Genomic DNA, 21591 nt, shown 5'->3' on the forward strand with positions numbered 1-21591 from the left:
GATGCAAGGAGGAAAGCTATACTTAATACATCATTTGCTCGACATGTCATAGGAAGTAGCCATGGAACAAACCTTTAATCGCGTCATTATCGCCTCCGATGTCGTTGGTAGTAAAATTGGCGGTATTGAAGTAGTTGCCAATACTCTGACGCGGGGATTTCTGGATAGAGGGATTTCTGTGGAACGAATAAGTGTGATTGGTGAGAAGATTCCTGAGTATGATATTGATGTTCCTGTTTTGAATCTAGGGAAAAATAGGTCAAAAACAACATATAATAAGGCCTCTGAAGGTGCCTCTGGTTTTTTTAATGTAGCGAAGCATATTATTCGTGCGGTGTATACTCCTATTTGGAAAACAGGGGTTTATATGAAATGCATCAAGTATCTTAATTCTCTGGGTTCTAAGGATGTCGTTGTATTATTTTCTATGCCTTCCATGGGGTACTTTGTGCCTGCATTGAAGATTATGAAATATAAGAAGAACCGCCCGCTTGTTATTGGACAACATCATAATAGATTTGGTGCATATTTTGATGGTGAATTTGACTATCATAATATCATCAATAAATGTGATAAATTCCTCGTTCTGTCCCATGGCGATGCCAAACTCTTTGCTGAAGAGTTTGGTGTAGATGTTGGCGTTATGAATAATCCTATTGATATGTCTGATGCTCAGCCAGGTCTTGAGAAAAATAACGTTGCTATCGTTGTGTCTCGCCTGTCTCCCGAGAAAAATATTGATAGTATTATTCGTGCTTTTGACATAGTAGCTCGTGATGCTCCGGGATGGGAACTTCATATTCACGGTTCGGGTCCAGAAGAAGAAAGCCTGAAGGAGCTTATTGAGTCTTTGGATAACCCCTCGATTCTCTTCAAAGGTCCTATTTATCATCAGGATAAATGGGAAGCTCTTGGACGGGCAAAACTTGCGCTGATGAACTCAGACTTTGAGGGGCTTCCGATGTTCATGATCGAAGCTCTTGCTTCGGGTACCCCGGTGATTTCTTCTCCCTCGGCGCCTGGTGTTGAAGAAGTTTTACACAATGTGGGCTATCTGACGGAAGACACATCCGTTGACGAGCTTGTTGAGAAGATTACGCAGGCTATAGCAAATCCTGACGAGCTTGAGGATAAAGCGCAAGCATCTGTTGAGAAATCTAAAGAATTTGAGATATCTACTGTGCTGGATGCATGGGGAAGGTTGATTGACTCCCTGAATACAGAACGTTTCGGTCAATAGGTCTGTCATAATTTCCGTATATTATGGGGTGTACCTGGTAGCAGAGTAACTGAGGTGCTCTCCGCGGGCCTAGAAAACTTTCAAACCCGGTGGGGCAGTAATAGCCAGCATACCGGTACATGTGAAGGGGCTGTTTCCGATATGGAAACAGCCCCTTCACATGTACCGGTAGCCAGTTAAATGGTTATATTAACGGTCAATATGCGGGTAATCCTTCTCCGTAAAGAACATGGGTGCAGGAACTTTCTTCAAAATACGGAAATGTACAATGCCCTTCAAAGAACCCCAATGGCCACCCACCGTATAAGCAGCCTTTAAGCGAGTCGAAGACTTTGCCAAGCCCGGAAGAGCCTTTACCAAAGACAGTAGAGAATACTTGAAGCTCGGGCCGATCATCGACGTTTTCTTATAACGCTCCCACAAAAGAACCTTATTAAACTGATAATTACGCTGCTGTTTAAATATCATCTGAGGAGTCTGGCGCAAACGATAATTGATCAAGGGCACTGAGGTCATGGCAATTTCGTAACCCGCCAGGGCAGCGCGCCATATAAAGTCAGTATCTTCAGAGCCGCCTACGAAGCTCGAATCCATGCCGCCAATTGCAAGGTACGCCTCACGAGGTATAGATACATTAGAGCTAGGAATTGATGGAAGATACCCTGAGAAAGGAAGCAGATCCTGTTGGCGTGTAATATGTGCAGGAGCTGAACGAAGCTGCTCATCTAATCCCGACGGAACACCGTAAGCGTCCAAAACCTCCGGAGAATTGAACTTATCATGCAGAATCGGAGCACCGATAACCGCATTCGGAACCTGCTGATGAGCTTCCCAATGACCCCGCAACCAGTGAGGCTCCACAAAATCATCAGCATCGCAGAACACGCATAGATCAGCACGCGCAGCAAGGACGCCCACATTACGCGCCCACGAGGGGCTCTGCACCTGGCTTGCGTCCACAATACGCACCGGGAAATCAGAATGATACTTTGCAATAACCTCTCGCAAATTATCCGTACTGCCGTTATCGCTCAGTACAACCTCAAAGGTAGGTGCATTCACCTGCTGAGCCAGCGAATCCAGCTGCTCGACAATAATATGTGCCGCATTATAAACAGGGATAACGACACTAGTCTGACAATCCATGGAAAATCCTAGAAAAGAGATGAGTAGTGATTTTTCTGAGTATAACACCCCGACTGAAAGCGAGGATAAGCGTTAGGACAGTAGCTCAGAAATCTCCAACCAGCGCAGCTCCAGCTCGTCAATCTCATCCTGAAGAGCCTGCTGCTTTTCGCCCAAAGTCGCCAAACCCGCATAATCGCTGGGATCGTGCGCGCTCATCGCCTCGCTCAGTCTCGCCTGCTCATCGGAAAGCTTAGCCAAACGGCGTTCAATCGTGCCCGACTCCTTCTGCAGTGCACGAGACTCAGCACCCGAAATCTTCGGAGCACTCTGCTCGCTATCGCTGGCAGTAGAGGACTTCGCCGCCGTGGGGTGAGAGGAGGAAGAACCGGTACTCGTCGCACCCTGGGCAGAGAGCTGCAAATACTCATCCACACCGCCGGGCAAATGGCGGAAAGAACCATCCATGACCGCATATTGCTGATCGGTCACACGCTCCATCAGGTAACGGTCGTGAGAGACCACCAGCAGAGTACCCGGCCAGCTATCAAGCAAATCCTCCATAGCTGCCAACATATCCGTATCCAGATCGTTCGAAGGCTCATCCAAAATCAGCACATTCGGCTCATCCAGCAGAATCAACAGCAACTGCAAACGGCGCTTCTGTCCACCGGAAAGATCCTTGACCGGAGTGGACAGCTGAGCACTCGTAAAGCCCAGACGCTCCAGCATCTGAGAGGGAGAGACCTCTTTACCATCGGCGATATAGCTGCGCTTTTTACGACCAATCACATCCGAGACACGGTCGTTCTCCACCTCGCGCAACTCATCCAGCTGCTGAGTCAACGTAGCAATTTTGACCGTCTTACCGTGCTTGACACGACCAGAAGAAGGCTGCAGAGAACCTGTCACCAGAGAGAGCAGAGTGGACTTACCGGCACCGTTCACACCCAAAATACCCGTGCGCTCACCCGGGGCAATACGCCAGGTCACGCGCTTGAGTACCTGGCGTTCACCCTCACCCGAGGGCAGCGGGAAAGAAACCGAAACATCCTCAAGATCCACAACATCCTTACCCAGACGGGTCAGAGCCATCTTCTTGAGCTCAATCGTGTCGCGCACCGGCGGGACATCAGCAATCAAAGCGTTCGCGGCATCAATGCGAAACTTCGGCTTGGAGGTACGCGCAGGAGCGCCACGGCGCAACCACGCCAGCTCCTTACGCATGAGGTTCTGGCGCTTCGCCTCCGCAGCGGCAGCCTGACGATCACGTTCCACGCGCTGCAAAATATACGCCGCATAGCCACCCTCAAAAGGCTCCACCATGCGGTCGTGAACCTCCCAGGTGTCGGTGCAGACCTCATCCAAGAACCAGCGGTCGTGAGTAACCACCAGCAGACCGCCCGCATTCTTAGACCAGCGGGACTTCACATGGGAAGCAAGCCACGTAATAGCCTCAACATCCAGGTGGTTCGTGGGCTCATCCAGCATGAGCACATCCCACTCCTGCGCCAGCAGAGCCGCCAAAGCCACGCGGCGACGCTGACCACCCGAAAGGGAAGACACCGGAGCATCCCACGGCAAATCAGAGACCAGACCCGAGATAACATCGCGAATACGTGCCTGAGACGCCCACTCATACTCCGGGGTATCGCCCACAATGGCGTAACCGACCGTGTGGTCGTCATTGAGAACATCCGACTGGTCCAAATAGCCAATGCGGGTACCATTACGCACCGTCACACGCCCCGAATCCGGTTCCAGACGACCTGCAAGGATCTTCATGAGCGTAGACTTACCGTCGCCATTACGACCGACAATACCAATACGATTGCCCTCGTTAATGCCGACCGTCACGTTCTCAAATACAGTACGGGTAGGAAACTCAAGATGCAGCGATTCGCCGCCTAATAAATGTGCCACCCTCTAAGATTACCCGCCCGCACCGCCACAAAAGCGCCCGAAGGAAGGAAAATCTCTCTCGAGGGAGTAAAAATTTTGCTAAACTGGTTCTATCCCTGTGCGCTTTGCGGTCAATGCCGCGCGAAGAAGGCGCCCATGGGAAGGATCCGCCATAGTGTAATGGCAGCACACCGGCCTTTGGAGCCGTTCGTCTAGGTTCGAATCCTAGTGGCGGAGCAAACCCCGAACACTCGGGCCCGAAATACACGGGACACCACTCATCGCAAGGAGCAATGGTAGTGAACGCATCGAGCGCAGTACCTTCGGCTGTCATCATTCTCGCAGCGGGTGCAGGCACCCGCATGAAATCTGAACTCCCCAAGGTCATGCACGCCATCGGTGGCCGCTCCATGCTGGAGCACGCTATCGCCGCCGGCCGTGAACTGAACCCCGAACGTATGGCTGTAGTTGTGCGCCACCAGCGCGATAAGGTCGCTGAGCACATTGCAGCATTCGACCCGCAGGCAGTCATTGTGGACCAGGACGAAATCCCCGGCACCGGTCGTGCCGTTGAGGTTGGTCTGCAGGGCCTGGACGCATCCGGCGAAGTAACCGGCACCGTTGTGGTCACCTACGGCGACGTTCCCCTGCTGCAGGCACAGACTCTGCGTGAACTCATTGCCTTCCACGAAGAAGACTCCAATGCTGTCACTGTGCTGACCACCCACATTGACAACCCCGGCTCCTACGGCCGTATTGTCCGCAACCAGGCGGGCGAAGTAGTTGCCATCGTCGAGGCGAAGGATGCCACCGAAGAGCAGCTCGCCATTACCGAAATCAACTCCGGTATTTACGCCTTTGACGCGCGCGTACTGCGCGAAGCACTGCTGGAAGTCACCACCGACAACGCACAGGGTGAAAAGTACATTACCGATGTGCTCGCCATTGCCCGGTCCAAGGGCTACCGCACCTCCGCATTGGCTATTGAAGACCGCTGGGAAGTTGAAGGTGCCAACGACCGCGTGCAGCTGGCTCAGCTGGGTCGTAAGCTCAACGACCGTATTGTAGAGGCGCACATGCGCAACGGCGCAACCATTATCGACCCCGCCACCACCTGGATCGACGTGACCGTTGAAATCTCCAATGACGTCACCATCCTGCCCGGTGTGCAGCTGCACGGTACAACCCGCATCGAAACCGGCGCAACCATCGGTCCGGACACCACCCTGACCGACACTGAAGTACACGCCGGTGCCACCGTGACCCGCGCGCATTCCCTGGGTGCTATTATCGGCGAAGATGCGACGGTTGGCCCCTTCGCCTACCTGCGCCCCGGCACCGTACTAGGCACCAAGGCAAAGCTGGGTACCTTCTGTGAAGCCAAGAACTCCCAGCTGGGTGAAGGCGCAAAGGTTCCGCACCTGTCCTATGTGGGTGACGCAACCATTGGTGAAGGCTCCAATATTGGTGCCGGTTCGATCTTTGCAAACTACAACGGTGTGGAAAAGTCCCGTACCGTCATCGGCAAGCACACCCGCATGGGCTCCGGCGGTATTTTCGTCGCGCCCGTGACCGTGGGCGACGGCGTATACTCCGGCGCAGGCGCACTGATTCGCAAGGATGTGCCCTCCGGCGCTCTTGCCTTCTCCGAGACTTCCCAGCGCAATATTGACGGCTGGGTACAGAAAAACCGTGCGGGTACCGAACCCGCCCAAGCAGCAGCCGCGGCAGAGGAAACTCAGCCCGGACAACCTGAATAAGGAAAGCGATACTCATGACTCGTGAGATTACGAACCCCGGTGAGCGCAAGCTCGCAGTAGTTTCCGGCCGCGCGCACCCCAAGCTCGCCGAAGAAATCGCCAAGGAACTCGGCCACGACCTGCTCCCCACCAGCGCATACACCTTCGCTAATGGTGAGACCTACGTGCGCTACGAGGAATCCGTGCGCGGTGCTGATGCCTTTGTGATCCAGTCCCACCCCGCTCCCATTAACGAGTGGCTCATGGAACAGCTGATCATGATTGACGCTCTCAAGCGCGCATCCGCTCGTTCCATTACCGTGGTTGCACCCTTCTACCCCTACGCACGTCAGGACAAGAAGCACAAGGGTCGCGAGCCCATCTCTGCTCGCCTGGTTGCTGACCTGTACAAGACCGCAGGCGCAGACCGCATGATGACCGTGGACCTGCACACCTCGCAGATCCAGGGCTACTTCGACGGCCCCATGGACCACCTCTTCGCTATCCCCGTGCTGGCTGACTACATTAAGACTCGCGTGGCTGACCCGGAGAAGGTCACCGTGGTTTCCCCCGATACCGGTCGCGTGCGCGTGGCAGAGCACTGGGCTGATCTGCTCGGCGGCGCGCCCCTGGCGTTCGTGCACAAGACCCGCGATATTAATGTCCCCAATCAGGCTGTTTCCAAGACCGTGGTGGGCGATGTTGAGGGTCGTTCCTGCGTGCTGATCGACGATATGATCGATACCGGCGGAACCATTGCCGGCGCGGTCAAGGTGCTCAAGGATAAGGGAGCGAAGGAAGTTATTATCGCAGCCACCCACGCAGTGTTCTCCGACCCTGCTGTTGAGCGTCTGTCCGGTTGCGGCGCATCCGAGGTTGTTGTGACCAACACCCTGCCCGTTCCGGAAGAGAAGCGTTTCGATAACCTGACCGTTCTGTCCATTGCTCCGCTGCTGGCACGTGCCATCCGCGAGGTCTTCGATGAAGGCTCTGTGACCGAAATGTTCAACGAAGGCTAAAGAACATGTGTTCAAGAGTACCCCCGGCATACGCTGGGGGTACTCTTGTCATCGGATAAAATAAATAGAAATCTACCGACTCACTCTACAAGTTTAAGGTTGCCCATGCTCGACGTGTACAAAAAGGTCAGGGTTCTCTTCCCCGGCAAAAAATTCTCTCTTTTGATGCTCAATGTTCTTGGAACGTTCTTTTTGGCTCTAGTTGATGTCGTTGGTATTACCGCAATTTTACCGATTGTATCCTTGAATGGTGGAGCAGAAATTACCGGTTACTTGGCGACTATCTCTAATATTTTTGGTAACCCGGATCGTTCAACCTTGGTTCTTTATCTGGCAACTCTGATGGTTGGTATTTTCATCCTCAAAGCTGTGGCCTCGCTAATTTTTAGGCGTTGGAGTATCTTCCTGATTGCGCGTCAAGAACTAGCTAGTGGTGTTGCTTTGCTTCGCGATTTCGTAACTTCCCCTTACGACCGCGTTCGTAAGGTTGCAGTGGACGACGTTGTTACTGTGATTAGTTACTATAATACTGCCGCGTATTCTTCCTATATGAATGCTTTGATTTCATTGGTGAGTGATATGCTGTCTGTTATCGTTATTATGGCCATGCTCTATATTGCGATGCCTTTGCAAGCATTTATTGCGACTGTTTATTTCGGAGTTGTAATTTTTGGTATGCAGTATGTTCTCAAGAACATTAATAAGCGTCAGGGTAAACGCTCTGCAGAGGCAAGCCGTCGATCCATGGAATCCTTGCTTGCTAATGTCAACGGATTCCGTGAGATTCGTCTTGCCGGTACCTCAGACCGCTATCTTTACCGCTATCAGAAAGCATCTGAAGAGGGCATTGTGGCACGCGCAAATTCCTCCTTCCTCTTTGAATTGCCTAAGTACACTTTGGAGATTATCTTCATTATCGGTGTGTGTTTGCTGATGCTTTTCCCCGTGACCGAATCATCCACTGATAACACCGCCTACTTGCTGCTCTTCTGCGCAGCTGGTGTGCGTATGTTGCCCTACGCAACCCGTCTTGTTGCTTCGCTGGGAAGCATACGCTCCTCTGAGGTAGTCATGCAGCGCGCCGTAGACCGTCTGAGCGAGCTATCTCAAGAAGGCGTAGAATTCTCCCTAATTCCTGAACCTGCACAGCGCACCCTAAATATTATTGATAATGAAGACAAAGCTACGTCTGAAGTATCCGTTCGAGATATTAGCTATCGATACCCTGATGGCGAAAAGAACGTACTTTCCCATGTATCTTTGGATATCCCCTCGGGTTCGTCTGTAGCATTTGTGGGAGGCTCCGGTTCCGGTAAGACCACCCTGGTTGATCTCATCCTCGGTCTGCTCAAGCCGACCGACGGAACGATCTTGGGCAATAGCCAGAACATCTCCGAGAATACCGGCGAATGGTACAAGGGCATCGGATACGTTCCGCAGGACCCCTATATGGGTAATATGCCTCTGCGAGAGGCTGTAGCATTCGGATTTGTCGGTGATGAAATCGACGATGAGCGTGTATACAAATGCCTTGAGCAGGCAGAATTGATGGATATTGTCGATACTCTTGAAGATGGTATTCATACCATGATCGGTGAACGCGGTAGCCGCCTCTCCGGTGGTCAACGACAGCGCGTGGGTATTGCCCGTGCACTCTACCGTAACCCCAGCCTGCTGATCCTCGACGAGGCAACCAGCGCGCTGGATAATGAAACCGAGCACAAGATTACTCAAACCATTGAAAATATCTCGGGTGATGTCACTGTTATCATTGTGGCGCACCGTCTCTCTACCGTTCGTCATGTCGATCAGTTGATTTACCTTGCTAACGGTGAAATTCAGGCATCCGGTACGTTCGAAGAAGTTCAAGCTAAGAACAAGGACTTCGCACGCCTTGTAGAACTTGGTAAGTTATAGGAAAATATGCAGACTGTCTCCGCAGTGATTCCCTTCTACGGGGAACCCGAACCCGTTCTGGAACTCATTCAGAACCTCAAAACCCAGCAAGGCATTGACCCTGCACAGCTAGAAATCATCGTCTCCGATGATGTATCGCCCGTGCCTTTCCCCGAGACTGAAGGTGTTAAGGTCGTACGCCGCGCCCAGAACGGCGGCTTTGGTAGCGCCGTCAACTCCGGCGTCGCGGCAGCCACCGGCACCTGGCTCTTTATCCTCAATAGCGACCTGGAACTCTACCCCCGCTTTATTGCCGATATGCTCGCCGCCGTAGAGCCCCTCGGGGACGCTATGGCCAGCCCCCAGATTATCGGCCACGACGGTGCGCACCAGTGGGTGGCACGCAAGTTCCCTACCGCATTCCACGCCGCCTGGGAATGGGCAACCCCTCTGGCACGCTTCAAGCCCACCGCATGGTGGCACAAGTACGTTGGCCACGATGTTCCCGCATGCACCGCCACCGCCACCACCACTACTGACTGGCTCATGGGCGCCTGCATGGTGCTGCCCCGCGAAGTCTACAACCGTGTAGGCGGTATGGATCAGCGCTTCTACATGAATAGTGAAGAAGTGGATCTGCAGTACCGCCTGGTACAGGCGGGCGTACCCCGCTATATCGTGCCTGAAGTGGTGATTACCCACGAGGGAGGCGGCTCCTCGCCTTCTGCGCGCCGTCGTCAGTGGCTGACCACTGCCCGCTTTATCTATGCAGATAAGTGGGGTTTTGAAGACCGCCTGGAGCGAGCGCTGAAAGCAACCACCTACCTGAACTTCGCAGTGAACTCTGTACGTGCCCTGCGCAACCCAGATGTGCAGGCGCGAGTAGCTCTGCGCGAGGAATTGGGCTATATTGCCGCCGCGAAGCGTCGCGAGAATTAGCCACCGCTCAAAATGCTAGCTAGGTCATAGCACTACTAAGGTCACGTATGCCCCGAAAGGGCCTCTATCTTTAGTAGACTAGGAAATATACCGTGCACAGCCGACCCCGGGAGTGGGTCGGCGGTGCGTGCACTCCCACTCAGACATCAAGGAATTCCTCGCGAATGAGCACTCCGAAACTACTGCTGGTCTCCCCAGCATTCCACGGATACTGGAAAGCTATCCATGCATCCCTGGAAGTACATGGCTACGCTGTGCGTACCCATATTTACGATGCCCCCGGCACCCTGGGCGAACGCATTATTAATAAGCTCGCCCACGAGCTGCCCGAGCGCTACCGTCCCGAAAGCCTGGCGCAGCAGGCAACCACCAAAGCCATTGAAGCATTTAATGACTACCGCCCCGATATTGTCCTGGTCATTAAGGGCGATATGCTCGGCGCCGCCTGGTGGGAAACCCTGCGTGCCTCCGGAGTGCGCTACGCGACCTGGCTATACGACGAGCTGCGCCGCATGCACTATAGCGAGGAAGACCTGCACAATCTGGGCGCTCTGGCAAGCTACAGCCCGCTGGATGCAGAGCACCTGCGCTCCATCGGCTTTGATGTGGTTGATATGCCCAATGCCTACGACTCGCACTGCCCGGTAGTGCCCACCCGCGAAGACTCCATTAGCTTTGTGGGTGCACGCTACCCCAACCGCGAAGAAATCCTCAAATACCTGGTGGATGCGGGCCTGCCCGTGCGCGCCTACGGTCGCGCCTGGTCCCGCCATCCCTGGGATATTGCACGCACCAAAATGTTTACTGACTCCGGTGTGCCCGCAGAGCGTGATATTGACCGCTCCGTAGCCTACGGCGTCATGGCTTCCTCCCCGGCAACCCTGAATATTCACAGCAACCAGGACGGCTTTACCATGCGCACCTTCGAAGCGCCCGGTGTGGGAGCCCTGCAGATTATTGACCGTCCCGATGTGGACCGCTACTACGAGCCCGGTAAAGAGGTACTGGTCTACGAGTCCCTGGATGAGCTGGTGGAGATTAGCCAGCGTATTTTCCAGGATCCCAAGTGGGCGGCACAGATTCGCGAAGCCGGCCACCGCCGCACCCTGGCGGAGCACACCTTTGATCAGCGCGTGAAGATATTGGAGCAGCTATGGGTCTAAACTATCCCCTGGATTTGGCGGCGTGGTCGCGCTGGCAGCAGCGCCAGAACCGCGTGCGCTGGGCAAAACACGCCCTGAAGTCTGCGCTGACGCGAGGCGGCTCGGGGGAGAGCGCCGTACCTGCCGCCTACCTGCACACTCCCGTTATGCACGGTGAGCAAATGCAGGTGCTGGTTGTTTTGGATTCTTTCTCACCCACCAGTCGAGCCTCCCTACTGGAACCGGTTAAACGCCTGCAGGCACCCGCGGTGATTCTCGCTCCCGGCGATGCCCGCGAATACCTGGAGGGTGAATGGTCGGTTGAACCCGTAGAGCTTAGCTCACTGGCTCAGAAACTACCGGAAGTGCAGATTGTGCTCTCTCTGGGACACTATCTGGCGCTGGGCTACGCAGCCTACGACTATGCCCGTGCTATTGGCGCCCAGTACTGGGTGGTGCAGCACGGTCTGCTGGTTCCCAATGCGCCGCCTCTACCTATTGGCTCGGTATTGCTCGCCTTTAGCCAGCAGGACGCCGACTACTGGAAGAGCGGACGTAAAGACATCCGCAGCCACGCTGTAGGATCCCAGCTGCTCTACACCGCAGCGCAAACCGCACGCGAACAGCAGCAGCACACCAGCGGAGAAATCGTGTTCCTTGGACAGATGCACGGTGCGGAACTGCCGCGTGCCTCCTTCGCCCGCGCGGCCTACACCTTCCTGAAAAACAATGGGGGAGTGTACCGCCCGCACCCGAGCGAAAAGGATAAACTCTCCACGCTCACCCACAGCCTCTGGGAAAAGACCGGGATTAAAATCGACCGCTCCAGCGCTGCACTCAAGGACCTAACGAATCCGGTCGTTTCAATCTTCTCCACCGGAGTGCTCGAAGCAGCCATCCGTGGAATCGACGCGTGGGTCTACCACCCGGCGCCCCCGGCATGGCTCGAAGAATTCTGGGACCGCTACGGCATGCACCGTTGGGGAGAAACCCCCACGCCCGCGCCGGAGCAACCGGAGACGGAACCCGCCCAAAAAATCGCTGAACTGATCATGGAAGAATTGGAGAACTAAATGCGTATCCTCTGCGTCATCCCCGTGCGCGGCGGCTCCAAAGGCATCCCGCGCAAAAACCTGCGCGAAATCGCCGGCAAACCCCTGGTTGCCTGGACCATTGAACAGGCGCTCGCAGCAGCCGACGAAGTAGCCCCCGAGCACGAACTGCGCGTTATCGTCTCCACTGACGACACCGAACTGGCAGATATCGCACGACGCTACGGTGCCGAGGTGCCCTTTATGCGCCCGGCACACCTGGCAGAAGATACCACCGCCACCGAGCCCGTCATCGAGCACGCTATTGAGTACGTGAGCGATAACGGCTGGGCACCCGATGCCGTCATGCTGCTACAGGCAACCAGCCCGGTTCGTCTGCCCGGCACCCTGGCACGTGCAGTGCACCAGTTCGTGGAGAACGGCAAGGACTCCATGGTCGGCGTGATTCCCATGGGCCCCTTCGTCTGGACCTGGCATGCAGACGGCGAACCCACCGCCGAATTTGACGTCATGAACCGCCCGCGCCGCCAAGAACTCACCAAGGAAACCTTCCGCTACCGCGAAAACGGTTCCATGTACATTACCAAAACTGATGTGTACACCCAGCATCACAACCGCCTGGCGGGGTATCCTGGAGGTAGCATCGATTTGTTCATGCTTGAAGAAGTCGAAGGTGTCGACATTGACGCACCCATCGACTTCTCCGTGGCAGAACACCAGCTCCTGCAGATCCTGGAGAGCAAGTAAACGCTCAACGCTTGCCCTAGCATCATCTCACTCATAAGAAAGACAATACACACGTGATTATTGAACGTAATATCGCACCCTACGTGGTCTTCGCAGAAGACCCGATGCTCACCGCACTCCAGAAGATCTCTGCAAACGGTCAGCGAATCATCTTCCTGGTTAACGAATCCGGTGTGTTGCGCGGTTCCCTCTCCGACGGCGACTTCCGCCGCTGGTTGATCGCTAACCCCACCGCCTCCCTGGAAACCAGCGCACAGGCAGCAGCAAACCCCAACCCCACCACCGCACCCGTCGGTAGTGAGGCAGAGGTGCTGCGCAGCCACTTCGCACACGGCATTAACCACGTGCCGCTGGTGGACGAGCGCGGCCACCTGGTAGCCCTGGCGATGGATGAGCAGGATGTTCTGCGCATCGGCAAGCACACCATTAGCGAAGATTCCCCCGCCTTCATCATTGCCGAGATCGGTAATAACCACCAGGGTGATGTGGATCTGGCAAAGCATCTGGTTGACCTGGCTGTTGAGGCAGGCGCCGACGCCGTGAAGTTCCAGCTGCGCGATATGGACGCCCTGTACCGCCAGCGCGGCGCAGCAACCGCCGGTGAGGATCTGGGCGTGCAGTACACCCTGGATCTGCTCTCCAAGTACTCCTTCAGCGTGGAGCAGATGTACGAGGTTTTCGACCACGTCAAGCAGCACGATATGGACATTATGTGCACCCCCTGGGACGCACCCAGCGTGCAGGCGCTGGTGGACTATGGCATTCAGGGCATGAAGATCGCTTCTGCTGATTTGACCAACCACGAGCTGCTGCGCGATGTGGCATCCCGCGGCCTGCCTATGCTGGTCTCCACCGGTATGAGCCGTGAAGAGGAAATCCGCGAGTCTGTGGCTCTGCTGCGCAATGCGGGCGCCTCCTACGCCCTGCTGCAGTGCCAGTCTGCATACCCTGCACCCTTCAAGGACGTTAACCTGGCGTACATGGACCGCCTGGCTGAAATCGGTCAGTGCCTGGTCGGTTACTCCGGCCACGAGCGCGGCTTCCACGTGCCGATCGCTGCCGTTGCACGCGGTGCAAAGATCATTGAGAAGCACTTTACCATCGACAAGACTCTGGAAGGCAACGACCACACTGTTTCGCTGCTGCCCGAGGAATTCAAGACCATGGTTCAGCAGATCCGCGAGGTTGAGACCTCTATCGGTTCTGCCGCTCCCCGCGAGGTATCCACCGGTGAGCTGATGAACCGCGTGAACCTGGCAAAGTCCCTGGTTGCTACCCGCCACATTGCCAAGGGCGAGGTTGTCACCGAGGCTGACGTTGCCGTGAAGTCTCCCGGCCGCGGTCTGCAGCCGAACTACCTGCCTCAGCTGCTGGGTCGTACCATGCAGCGCGACGTTGAAGAAGGTACCTTCTTCTTTGAGGGCGATTTGAAGGATGATGTGGTCACTCGACGTACCTTCGAATTCGATCGCCCCTGGGGTCTGCCGGTTCGCTATCACGACTACAAGCCGCTGCTGCAGGACTCCAACCCTGACTTCCTGGAGTTCCACTTCTCCTACAAGGACCTGGAAATCAATATTGACGAGGTCTTTGACGAGAAGCTGCCCATTAGCTTCACCACCCACCTGCCCGATTTGTTTGCAGGTGACTTCCTGGTGGACCTGGCGTCCAAGGACCCCGAGGTCTGGGAGCGCTCCATTGCTGAGGTTCAGCGCACCATTGACATTACCCGCGATCTGACCCGCTACTTCACCGTAGAGGACGATCCGGTCATGGTCGTGACCATGGGCGGTTTCACCAAGGATAAGCACATCCCCGCCGCAGCTCGTGCCGAGAAGTACGAGCGCATTGGCGAGGCTCTGAAGCGTCTGGACGCATCCGGCGTGCGCCTGGCGGCTCAGACTCTGCCCCCGTACCCTTGGCTGATGGGTGGTCAGCAGTACCACAACCTCTTCCTGGATCCCAAGGACACCGCTGAGTTCTCGCGTGCCTACGACACCGCACTGTGCCTGGATATCTCCCACACCATGCTGGCATGTAACTTCCTGAACATCCCGCTGTCCGAGGCTGTTGAGCAGCTGGCTCCGCTGTCCATCCACCTGCACCTGGTGGACGGTACCGGCGTGGACGGCGAAGGCGTACAGGTCGGCGAAGGCGATGTGGACTGGGCTGCACTGGGTAAGCAGCTGCGTGAGCTGACCCCCAAGTCTTCTTTCATTCCCGAAATTTGGCAGGGTCACATTAACAACGGTGAGGGCTTCTTCACCGCTCTGGACCGCCTGGAGAAGTGGCTGTAGGTCGGGAAACAGTGACTGTTCATCAGAACACGCGACGTACCGGGGGCAATGAAGTACTGGATAATAGCTTCATTACCCCCGGGCGTTTCCGCGAGCTGGACGGCCTGCGCGGTATCGCGGCTATCACTGTGGTTTTGTACCATTTTGGTATGCCTGCTGGAGGCGCACCCGGTCCCTACGATATTTCCTGGGGTGAGTTGGGCGTCCAGCTCTTCTTCATCATTTCCGGTTACGTTATTTTGTTGACGGCTATTAAGAGCGCGAATGCCCTGAGCTTTGTGATTTCTCGTTTTAGCCGCCTGTACCCGACGTACTGGTTAGCCCTTGCTCTTGCTGCGGGAACGTATTTTTTGTATGGAAATCCCCACCGCAATATCACGGCTATGCAGACCCTGGTCAATACGACCATGTTCCAGCGCTTTTTCCTGGTTGATAATGTGGATCAGGTGTACTGGACCCTGGCAGTAGAGCTGCAATTTTATGCGTTGATGACGGTATACCTGCTGTTTCGTCGGGGCACGGTGTACCGACGGGAACTGGTCGTTGGCATGCTGATCTGGGTTTTTATGGGCTCAATTCTGTGTGTGGTGTTCCACCCCGAGGCCGCACTTTCAGGCGTTCCGAAGATGCTTGTCTGGGCGGTAGTTGCCGAACACGCACCGTTATTCAGCCTAGGTATGGTGCTCTTTATGTACAGTCATGATCGTCGCTTTACTCTGCTGATTCCTCTCTTTAGCCTGGTAGCGTCGCTTAACGCATGGCTCATGCATGATGCAGTTCACGGTATTGGTGTTGCGCTGATTTGTGTGGCGTTCTTTGCGGTTATTTATGTGAAGAACGTGCCCTGGCTGGCACACGGTCCTCTGAACTTTTTAGGTCAGATTTCCTATCCTCTGTATCTGAACCATGAAATGTTCGGCTATATGTTGATTGACATTTTCGTGCCTGTTCTCGGTGTATGGGGCGGTCGTGTGCTTGCTCTGGTTATTGTGATTCTGTGGGCTTATCTGATGCATCGTACGGTGGAAACTCGTCTTTCTTCCGCGCTGCGTAAGAGCTTGCAAGGAAAGTTAGTGAAATCATGAGTTCTGTAGATTCTCCTGCTGCTTTGTGGGTCGTTCCTGTCCCTGATTTTGGCGGTGTAGCTCGGCACGTCGTTGATATGGCACGTGCCGGGCTTCCCGGCTTTAACCTCGTGGTTCTAGCCCCCACTGGTAAGCTAACCGAGCGCCTGGAATCTATGGGCGTTGAGGTTATCCATGCTGAGTTTGGTCCCGACTACGGCTTTAAGACCTCTTTTGCCACTTTGGACGCCGCCATTAGTGAGCATAAGCCCGCGCTGGTCCATAGCCATCTGGCGTACGCTGATGTGGTTGCTGCTGCCGTGGTGAATGCTCGTGCAGTGCGCCGCGTGCTTAACAAAGGTGTGTGGGTTCCCAAGCTGGTGACCACCGAGCATGGTATTGCTGGTAATGATACGGTCTATCACAAGAGCTCCTGGCGTTCTAAGCTCATGGAGCAGGTACACCGTGTGCGCCTGTGGGGTACGGATAAGGCTATTGCTGTTTCCGACTCTACCGCTGAACAGATGGGTGCCAAGTGGGGCGCCCGCAATGTCACCACCGTATATAACGGTGTGGATATTGAGGAAGTGCGCTCGGCGGTTGAGGCTCAGCGTACCGTTCCCCTGGATGGTGCGCCGCGTCTACTGTCTCTCTCTCGTCTGTCCCCCGAAAAGGGGATTGACGTGCTGCTGGAGGCATTTGCCCTGCTGCATGCTGACTACCCGCAGGCTCACCTGGAGATTGCCGGTAGCGGTGATTTGGCGGATGAACTGGCAGCTCATGCGGAGCGTCTGAATTTGGGCGATACTGTAACCTTTAGCGGGTTTGTTGATCCGGTGGCGGCAATGTCTCGGTCGAATCTGTTGGTTCAGCTCTCTGTCTGGGAGAACTGCTCCTACACGCTGTTGGATGCTCGTTCTGCGGGCTTGAAGGTTGTCGCGACCGCCGTGGGGGGCAACCCGGAGATTCTTGAACCGGTAAGCCTGGTGAACCGTGACAGTAAGCAGTTGGTGCAGGATGTGTACCATGCCATGCGTACCCAGCTGCAGTCTTCTGCCTCAGATTCCTTCACCTGGATTTCGAATGAGCAGATGGCCGCTCAAACCGTCGCCTTGTACACCCGTCTTCTTGCAGGAGGAAAATAATGTCTTCTCACGCTCTATCGTCGCAGACGCAGAAGACGGAAGAACAGAAAGAAAGTATGCTCTCCCGTAGCGCGAACTACCTACGCGATAATGCGGGTGGTATTCGTACGCTTGATTTCCTGCTCTTCTTTGCTCTGATTTTTAATATTACGCTTCCGGGTATTAACCTATATCCATACCTCATCGTGATGGCTGTGATTGTAGCAGTCGGTCTTTCACGGAAACCACTCTACGATTTGGGGAATCACAAGAAGATTTTTGTTATTCTTGGATGCGCGATCGTATATCTATTGTGCGTTACAACTTTCCAAGAGCATAGTACTGAGGCTTTCGACTGGACACGCCGTATTCTACGCATTGTGCTTGTGACCCTTCTCGGGTACCTATTAGCCGATGGGCGAATCCATATTCGCTCTGCTGTGAGCGGATACTTCTTCGGTACGATTGTTAACGTTTTTGCATGGTTAGCTGGCGTTGGTACTCAAGGCTATGGCGGTGTGCTGACCGGCTACCTCGGCGATAAGAACGTGGCAGGCATGGTGTACGCTATCTTTGGTGTACTTGCGCTTTTAATTGCCCGCAATCGTGTTGAAGTTATTCTTTCCATCCTCTTTTCCTACGGTACTTTGTGGTTGACCGGTTCCCGAACCTCTTTGGGTGCATATACTGCCGCACTTTTATGGATTTTGATTGCGCCAAAGTTGAATTTCTGGTTTAAAGCTGTATACGGGTATCTCATTTATGTCATTCTGGATATTCTGACCCGTGATTATGCACAAACTGGCGCGTTCTCTGATCGTGCTGGTACTGATGCGCTCCGTGCTCGTATCGACGAAGCTGCTTTGGAGAAAGCCTCTCATACTGGGTTCTTTGGAAAGGGCCTAGGCGAAGCTATTGTTCCGATAGATAATCGTACTTGGATTTTCCATAACTCCTATGTGGGTGCATATGTTGAAGGCGGATGGCCGTGGCTCCTCCTCCTCCTTGCGCTTAGCGTTTTTGTGATTGTTGCTCTGAGGTATTCAAATACTGCTCCTAGCCGCACTAACCTTATTATCCAAGGTGCTGGTGTCGCTCTGCTGGTGTGCTCCTGGCGTTTGGGCGAGGTTTTGTACACCTGGCAGTGGTGCCTTGTTCTTGGCTTGGCAATCCGTGTTGCCCTGGTAGAGAAGGAAGCAATATCCCAGGGTATTGACGTGAAGGGTGCTGATTTGGATCTGGACTCGAAGATTAAAATTGGTAAGAAGTAGAGGTACGATGAGTATGGAAAACTATGATCTTTCTGTCGTCATTTGTGTACGTAATGGCGCCGAGGTTATCTCTCGCCAGCTCAATGCCCTGGATGCCCAGGTAACGGATAAAGCCTTCGAGATCGTTATTGTTGATAACGGGTCTGAAGATAATACCTGGCAGGTTCTTGAGGATTGGAAGAATAATCGGGAACATGCCGCCAAGAATATTGTTCTGGTTCATGGCCCGGAAACTCCCGGTATTCCCGCAGCACGTAATGCGGGTGTTCGCGCTACCTCCGGCCGTGTTATTGCATTCTGCGATGCGGACGATCAGGTTGTTCCGGGGTGGGTTGAAGCATTCTCTACTGTTCAAGAGAACGAACTTGCAGGCGGATGGATTCGTAACTATTACCCCGAGGGAACTACCGGTCCCGATATGTTCCCCAAGGGTCTGATCGCAACCACTTACCTACCCCATATCGGCAACGGTAATTGCGCTATCACCCGCGCTACCTTCTTCCGCAACGGTGGATATGATGAATCTCTGCCCCGCTACGGATACGAGGACGTGGAGTTCTCCTGGCGCCATCAGGAACGAGGCGGTGTCATGCGTTTTATTCCTGAAGCTACCCTGTATTTCACGCCGTCGGAGGGTAAAGCATCAGTTCGCAAGAAATTTGCCCTAGGCACCGGTCGTGTGATGATGGCTCGTCGTTTTCCCAAGTACGACTCGAACCAGTACACCTTCGGATCTACGACGGTAGATTTCTTGAAGAATCTGACTCAGAGTGTACGCGTAGCCGCTCAGAATCGTCCCGCGCTTAAGCGACAGCTGTCCATTACGGTTGCCTCCGCTGGTCGTGTGTGGGGAACCCTGAAGTACTCGGGTAAGAACCACTATCCGCAGCCGAAACTATTGACGGAGAACGATGCCTAAAGAACTGTACATCGCCACGAATAATGGCGATATGGGCGGCGGTGAAATGATGCTCATGGCGCTGGCTCGTCAGGCCCGCTCTCTGGGCTACGCCGTGACCATTGTGGGGCCGGCTCAGCCCAATCAGCTGATCGAAGCCGCCGCCGATGAGGGATTCCGTCGTATTGCTCTGCCCGCCACGAACCGTGTGCAGTATATGGCGTCCCTGCGCGCCTGGCATGCCCGCCATAAGGATAAGCTGCTCTGGTGCAACGGTCTGGTGCCCGCTGTAGCAACCGGGGGGCGTAAGAACCGCATCGTGCACCTGCATCAGCTGCCGCAAGGGCTCAACGCTAAACTGCTGCCCTTTGCACGACGAAAGGCACTGACCACCCTGGTGCCCAGCCGCTTTGTCCAGGAATCCGTGCCCGGCAGCGAGATTTTCTCGAACTGGGTTGCCGGTGTGCACGCGGATCAGCCGGAGGTTCGTAAGAACACCGAGCCGTTGCGTATTGGCTACCTGGGTCGGCTGACCACCTCCAAGGGTATTGTGACCCTGTGCGAGGCGTTTGAACAGCTGCGCAGCGGCGCTCGTGCCTACTCGCTGGTTATTGGCGGCGAACCCGTCTTTGCCAGCGAAGAGGATACCGCCGAGGTCAACCGCGCCCTGGAGACCGTCGCTGAGCATACCGAACGCCTGGGCTGGACTACCCCCGAAGAGCTACTCTCCCGCGTGGATATGCTGGTGGTTCCTTCCATTGCAGTGGAGTCTTTCGGGCTGGTGGTCGCCGAAGCAATGAGCGCTCGTATCCCCGTAATCGTTAGCGACGCTGGCGCTCTACCCGAGGTGCTGGACCTGCCCGAGCGAGTATTCCCGGCAGGTAATGCGCAGGCACTAGCTGAGCGTATTGCTTCTCTGGGTACTCAGATTGACGACCATGCGGAGCAACTACAGGAGAATATTTCCGCCTCTTTCTGGCGCTGGCAGGAGCATTTTTCTCCCGAGGCAGCACGCGAGAATGTGCGTGCAATCCTTGAGCGCTTTCTATAAAATAAGGGTACGCACCCACGGCGGGTGCGTGCCCTGACCTGGGGTTTAGCTCGAACACCCGGTGCACGAAGAATACTCACTCCGTGCCTTTCGATCACTACTCACTCTTTCCAAGGACAGCCATGACCGAGAATACTCACCGCTACAAGGCGGCAGTTATTATTCCCTCCCGAGGCGGTGCAGACCTGCTGCACTACCCGTTGGATGCTCTTGCCGCCCAGACTGAGAAGGACTTCCAGGTTATTGTTGTCCTCGATGGGGATATTGATAATAGTGAAGCGCTGGTTAACCGCTATATTCAAGAGGGCAAGCTCAATCTGAGCACCATTGTCTTCCCCGAAAACCGTGGACGTGTGGCAGCCCTGAACGCCGGTCACCGCGCCGCAAATGCCGATATTCTCATCCGCTGCGATGATGATTTGCAGCCGGCTGAAGACTATGTGGCGAACCATATCCGTCTGCACCGCATCTACGACGGTGTCATTGGAACCCTGAACAATATCTTCCCCGACACCCCCTACTCCCGTGTCTACGGCAACTACCGCGACGCACGCTTTAAGGAGGGAGCTACCTCCGCTAAGCCCGAAGACCGCTGGGTGTACTGGAACGGCAACTCCTCAGTCTCCGCGCGTTTCTTCGAGAAGGTCGGTGGCTTTGACACCGCCTACCGCCGCTACGGCTGGGAAGACGTGGATATGGGAAAGATGATTGCCGACGCCGGCGGTAAAATTACGATCTCCGACGAGGTCGAAGTCAAACACTACGCCGAGGCAACCACCACCGCTGTGCGTGCTCTGCGTGCCCTGCACTCCGGTAGCGCTCGCAGTATCTTTGTTGCTAAGAATGGCGACGAGGCTCACCCGGCACCGAATCCTCAGGGCGCCTGGGGGCTTGCAGTCAAGACCCTGGCTCGTTTCACCAATGAGAAGACCATTAAGCGCCTGGGTGATAGCGTAGATAAGGTACTGCTCAAGCTACCTGAACAGGTTGCCGAGAAGCTCGTGGCTTTGCAGGTGGAGGCGGCTGCCTACGCCGGTGTGCACTACCCCGAGCGCGCCCAGAAAATCTTCTAGCACTCATTTTCC

Annotated in this window: 17 protein-coding genes and 1 tRNA gene; 16 read left to right on the forward strand and 2 right to left on the reverse strand. The window is 54.9% G+C overall.

What is annotated here, in order from left to right:
- Positions 1-61: 61 nt before the first annotated feature.
- Positions 62-1240: a glycosyltransferase gene (locus Q4P78_RS03550; RefSeq protein WP_303338939.1), complete on the forward strand. Its 1179-nt coding sequence runs from the start codon at positions 62-64 to the stop codon at positions 1238-1240.
- 189 nt (positions 1241-1429) lie between these two features.
- Here the strand turns inward: Q4P78_RS03550 and Q4P78_RS03555 are convergent, their stop codons facing one another.
- Both Q4P78_RS03555 and Q4P78_RS03560 read right to left on the reverse strand, forming a co-directional pair.
- Positions 1430-2386: a glycosyltransferase family 2 protein gene (locus Q4P78_RS03555; protein WP_303338940.1), complete on the reverse strand. Its 957-nt coding sequence runs from the start codon at positions 2384-2386 to the stop codon at positions 1430-1432.
- Between the two features lie 72 nt (positions 2387-2458).
- A complete protein-coding gene (locus tag Q4P78_RS03560) occupies positions 2459-4288 on the reverse strand; it encodes an ABC-F family ATP-binding cassette domain-containing protein (RefSeq protein ID WP_303338942.1) in 1830 nt (609 codons plus the stop codon).
- Positions 4289-4433: 145 nt separating this feature from the next.
- On the opposite strand from Q4P78_RS03560, the gene Q4P78_RS03565 reads away from it, so the two are divergent.
- The 15 genes from Q4P78_RS03565 (at position 4434) to Q4P78_RS03635 (ending at position 21579) form a co-directional block, all read left to right on the forward strand.
- Positions 4434-4504: transfer RNA gene (locus Q4P78_RS03565), tRNA-Gln, on the forward strand.
- Between the two features lie 56 nt (positions 4505-4560).
- Positions 4561-6027 carry a bifunctional UDP-N-acetylglucosamine diphosphorylase/glucosamine-1-phosphate N-acetyltransferase GlmU gene (gene glmU / locus Q4P78_RS03570; RefSeq protein ID WP_303338943.1) on the forward strand — a complete coding sequence of 489 codons (1467 nt, stop codon included), beginning with the start codon at positions 4561-4563 and terminating at the stop codon, positions 6025-6027.
- A 14-nt stretch (positions 6028-6041) separates the two neighbouring features.
- On the forward strand, positions 6042-7025 hold the full coding sequence (locus Q4P78_RS03575; protein WP_303338944.1) for a ribose-phosphate diphosphokinase: 984 nt from the start codon (positions 6042-6044) through the stop codon (positions 7023-7025).
- Positions 7026-7130: 105 nt separating this feature from the next.
- On the forward strand, positions 7131-8942 hold the full coding sequence (locus tag Q4P78_RS03580) for an ABC transporter ATP-binding protein (protein WP_303338945.1): 1812 nt from the start codon (positions 7131-7133) through the stop codon (positions 8940-8942).
- A gap of 6 nt (positions 8943-8948) precedes the next feature.
- Positions 8949-9860 (forward strand): glycosyltransferase family 2 protein, encoded by a 912-nt coding sequence (locus Q4P78_RS03585; protein WP_303338946.1) that lies wholly within the window; start codon positions 8949-8951, stop codon positions 9858-9860.
- Positions 9861-10024: 164 nt separating this feature from the next.
- Complete coding sequence (locus Q4P78_RS03590) at positions 10025-11023, forward strand: glycosyltransferase (protein WP_303338947.1); 999 nt, start codon at positions 10025-10027, stop codon at positions 11021-11023.
- The gene (locus tag Q4P78_RS03595) at positions 11014-12075 is read left to right on the forward strand and encodes an RNA-binding protein (RefSeq protein ID WP_303338948.1); all 1062 of its coding nucleotides are present in this window, start codon (positions 11014-11016) and stop codon (positions 12073-12075) included. The genes Q4P78_RS03590 and Q4P78_RS03595 overlap by 10 nt, the downstream gene beginning before the upstream one ends.
- On the forward strand, positions 12076-12801 hold the full coding sequence (locus Q4P78_RS03600; protein ID WP_303338949.1) for an acylneuraminate cytidylyltransferase family protein: 726 nt from the start codon (positions 12076-12078) through the stop codon (positions 12799-12801).
- Between the two features lie 53 nt (positions 12802-12854).
- The gene (locus Q4P78_RS03605) at positions 12855-15098 is read left to right on the forward strand and encodes an N-acetylneuraminate synthase family protein (RefSeq protein WP_303338950.1); all 2244 of its coding nucleotides are present in this window, start codon (positions 12855-12857) and stop codon (positions 15096-15098) included.
- An 11-nt stretch (positions 15099-15109) separates the two neighbouring features.
- Positions 15110-16183: an acyltransferase gene (locus tag Q4P78_RS03610; protein WP_303338951.1), complete on the forward strand. Its 1074-nt coding sequence runs from the start codon at positions 15110-15112 to the stop codon at positions 16181-16183.
- Positions 16180-17307: a glycosyltransferase gene (locus Q4P78_RS03615; RefSeq protein ID WP_303338952.1), complete on the forward strand. Its 1128-nt coding sequence runs from the start codon at positions 16180-16182 to the stop codon at positions 17305-17307. Before Q4P78_RS03610 ends, Q4P78_RS03615 begins: the two co-directional genes overlap by 4 nt.
- A complete protein-coding gene (locus Q4P78_RS03620) occupies positions 17307-18557 on the forward strand; it encodes a hypothetical protein (RefSeq protein ID WP_303338953.1) in 1251 nt (416 codons plus the stop codon). The genes Q4P78_RS03615 and Q4P78_RS03620 overlap by 1 nt, the downstream gene beginning before the upstream one ends.
- A 7-nt stretch (positions 18558-18564) precedes the next feature.
- Positions 18565-19476, forward strand: coding sequence for a glycosyltransferase family 2 protein (locus Q4P78_RS03625; protein WP_303338954.1), 912 nt, complete (start codon positions 18565-18567; stop codon positions 19474-19476).
- Positions 19469-20506: a glycosyltransferase family 4 protein gene (locus tag Q4P78_RS03630; protein WP_303338955.1), complete on the forward strand. Its 1038-nt coding sequence runs from the start codon at positions 19469-19471 to the stop codon at positions 20504-20506. Before Q4P78_RS03625 ends, Q4P78_RS03630 begins: the two co-directional genes overlap by 8 nt.
- Positions 20507-20628: 122 nt before the next feature.
- Positions 20629-21579: a glycosyltransferase family 2 protein gene (locus tag Q4P78_RS03635; RefSeq protein ID WP_303338956.1), complete on the forward strand. Its 951-nt coding sequence runs from the start codon at positions 20629-20631 to the stop codon at positions 21577-21579.
- Positions 21580-21591 lie beyond the last annotated feature (12 nt).

Source organism: Rothia sp. (in: high G+C Gram-positive bacteria) (genome assembly GCF_030540545.1).
GTDB lineage: Bacteria > Actinomycetota > Actinomycetes > Actinomycetales > Micrococcaceae > Rothia.

Excerpts from the sequence above, each read along its gene's own strand:
- Q4P78_RS03550 (WP_303338939.1), top strand. The coding sequence starts at position 62 with ATGGAACAAACCTTTAATCGCGTCATTATCGCCTCCGATGTCGTTGGT.
- Q4P78_RS03555 (WP_303338940.1), bottom strand. The coding sequence starts at position 2,386 with ATGGATTGTCAGACTAGTGTCGTTATCCCTGTTTATAATGCGGCACAT.
- glmU (WP_303338943.1), top strand. The coding sequence starts at position 4,561 with ATGGTAGTGAACGCATCGAGCGCAGTACCTTCGGCTGTCATCATTCTC.
- Q4P78_RS03575 (WP_303338944.1), top strand. The coding sequence starts at position 6,042 with ATGACTCGTGAGATTACGAACCCCGGTGAGCGCAAGCTCGCAGTAGTT.
- Q4P78_RS03580 (WP_303338945.1), top strand. The coding sequence starts at position 7,131 with ATGCTCGACGTGTACAAAAAGGTCAGGGTTCTCTTCCCCGGCAAAAAA.
- Q4P78_RS03585 (WP_303338946.1), top strand. The coding sequence starts at position 8,949 with ATGCAGACTGTCTCCGCAGTGATTCCCTTCTACGGGGAACCCGAACCC.
- Q4P78_RS03590 (WP_303338947.1), top strand. The coding sequence starts at position 10,025 with ATGAGCACTCCGAAACTACTGCTGGTCTCCCCAGCATTCCACGGATAC.
- Q4P78_RS03595 (WP_303338948.1), top strand. The coding sequence starts at position 11,014 with ATGGGTCTAAACTATCCCCTGGATTTGGCGGCGTGGTCGCGCTGGCAG.
- Q4P78_RS03600 (WP_303338949.1), top strand. The coding sequence starts at position 12,076 with ATGCGTATCCTCTGCGTCATCCCCGTGCGCGGCGGCTCCAAAGGCATC.
- Q4P78_RS03615 (WP_303338952.1), top strand. The coding sequence starts at position 16,180 with ATGAGTTCTGTAGATTCTCCTGCTGCTTTGTGGGTCGTTCCTGTCCCT.
- Q4P78_RS03620 (WP_303338953.1), top strand. The coding sequence starts at position 17,307 with ATGTCTTCTCACGCTCTATCGTCGCAGACGCAGAAGACGGAAGAACAG.
- Q4P78_RS03625 (WP_303338954.1), top strand. The coding sequence starts at position 18,565 with ATGAGTATGGAAAACTATGATCTTTCTGTCGTCATTTGTGTACGTAAT.
- Q4P78_RS03630 (WP_303338955.1), top strand. The coding sequence starts at position 19,469 with ATGCCTAAAGAACTGTACATCGCCACGAATAATGGCGATATGGGCGGC.
- Q4P78_RS03635 (WP_303338956.1), top strand. The coding sequence starts at position 20,629 with ATGACCGAGAATACTCACCGCTACAAGGCGGCAGTTATTATTCCCTCC.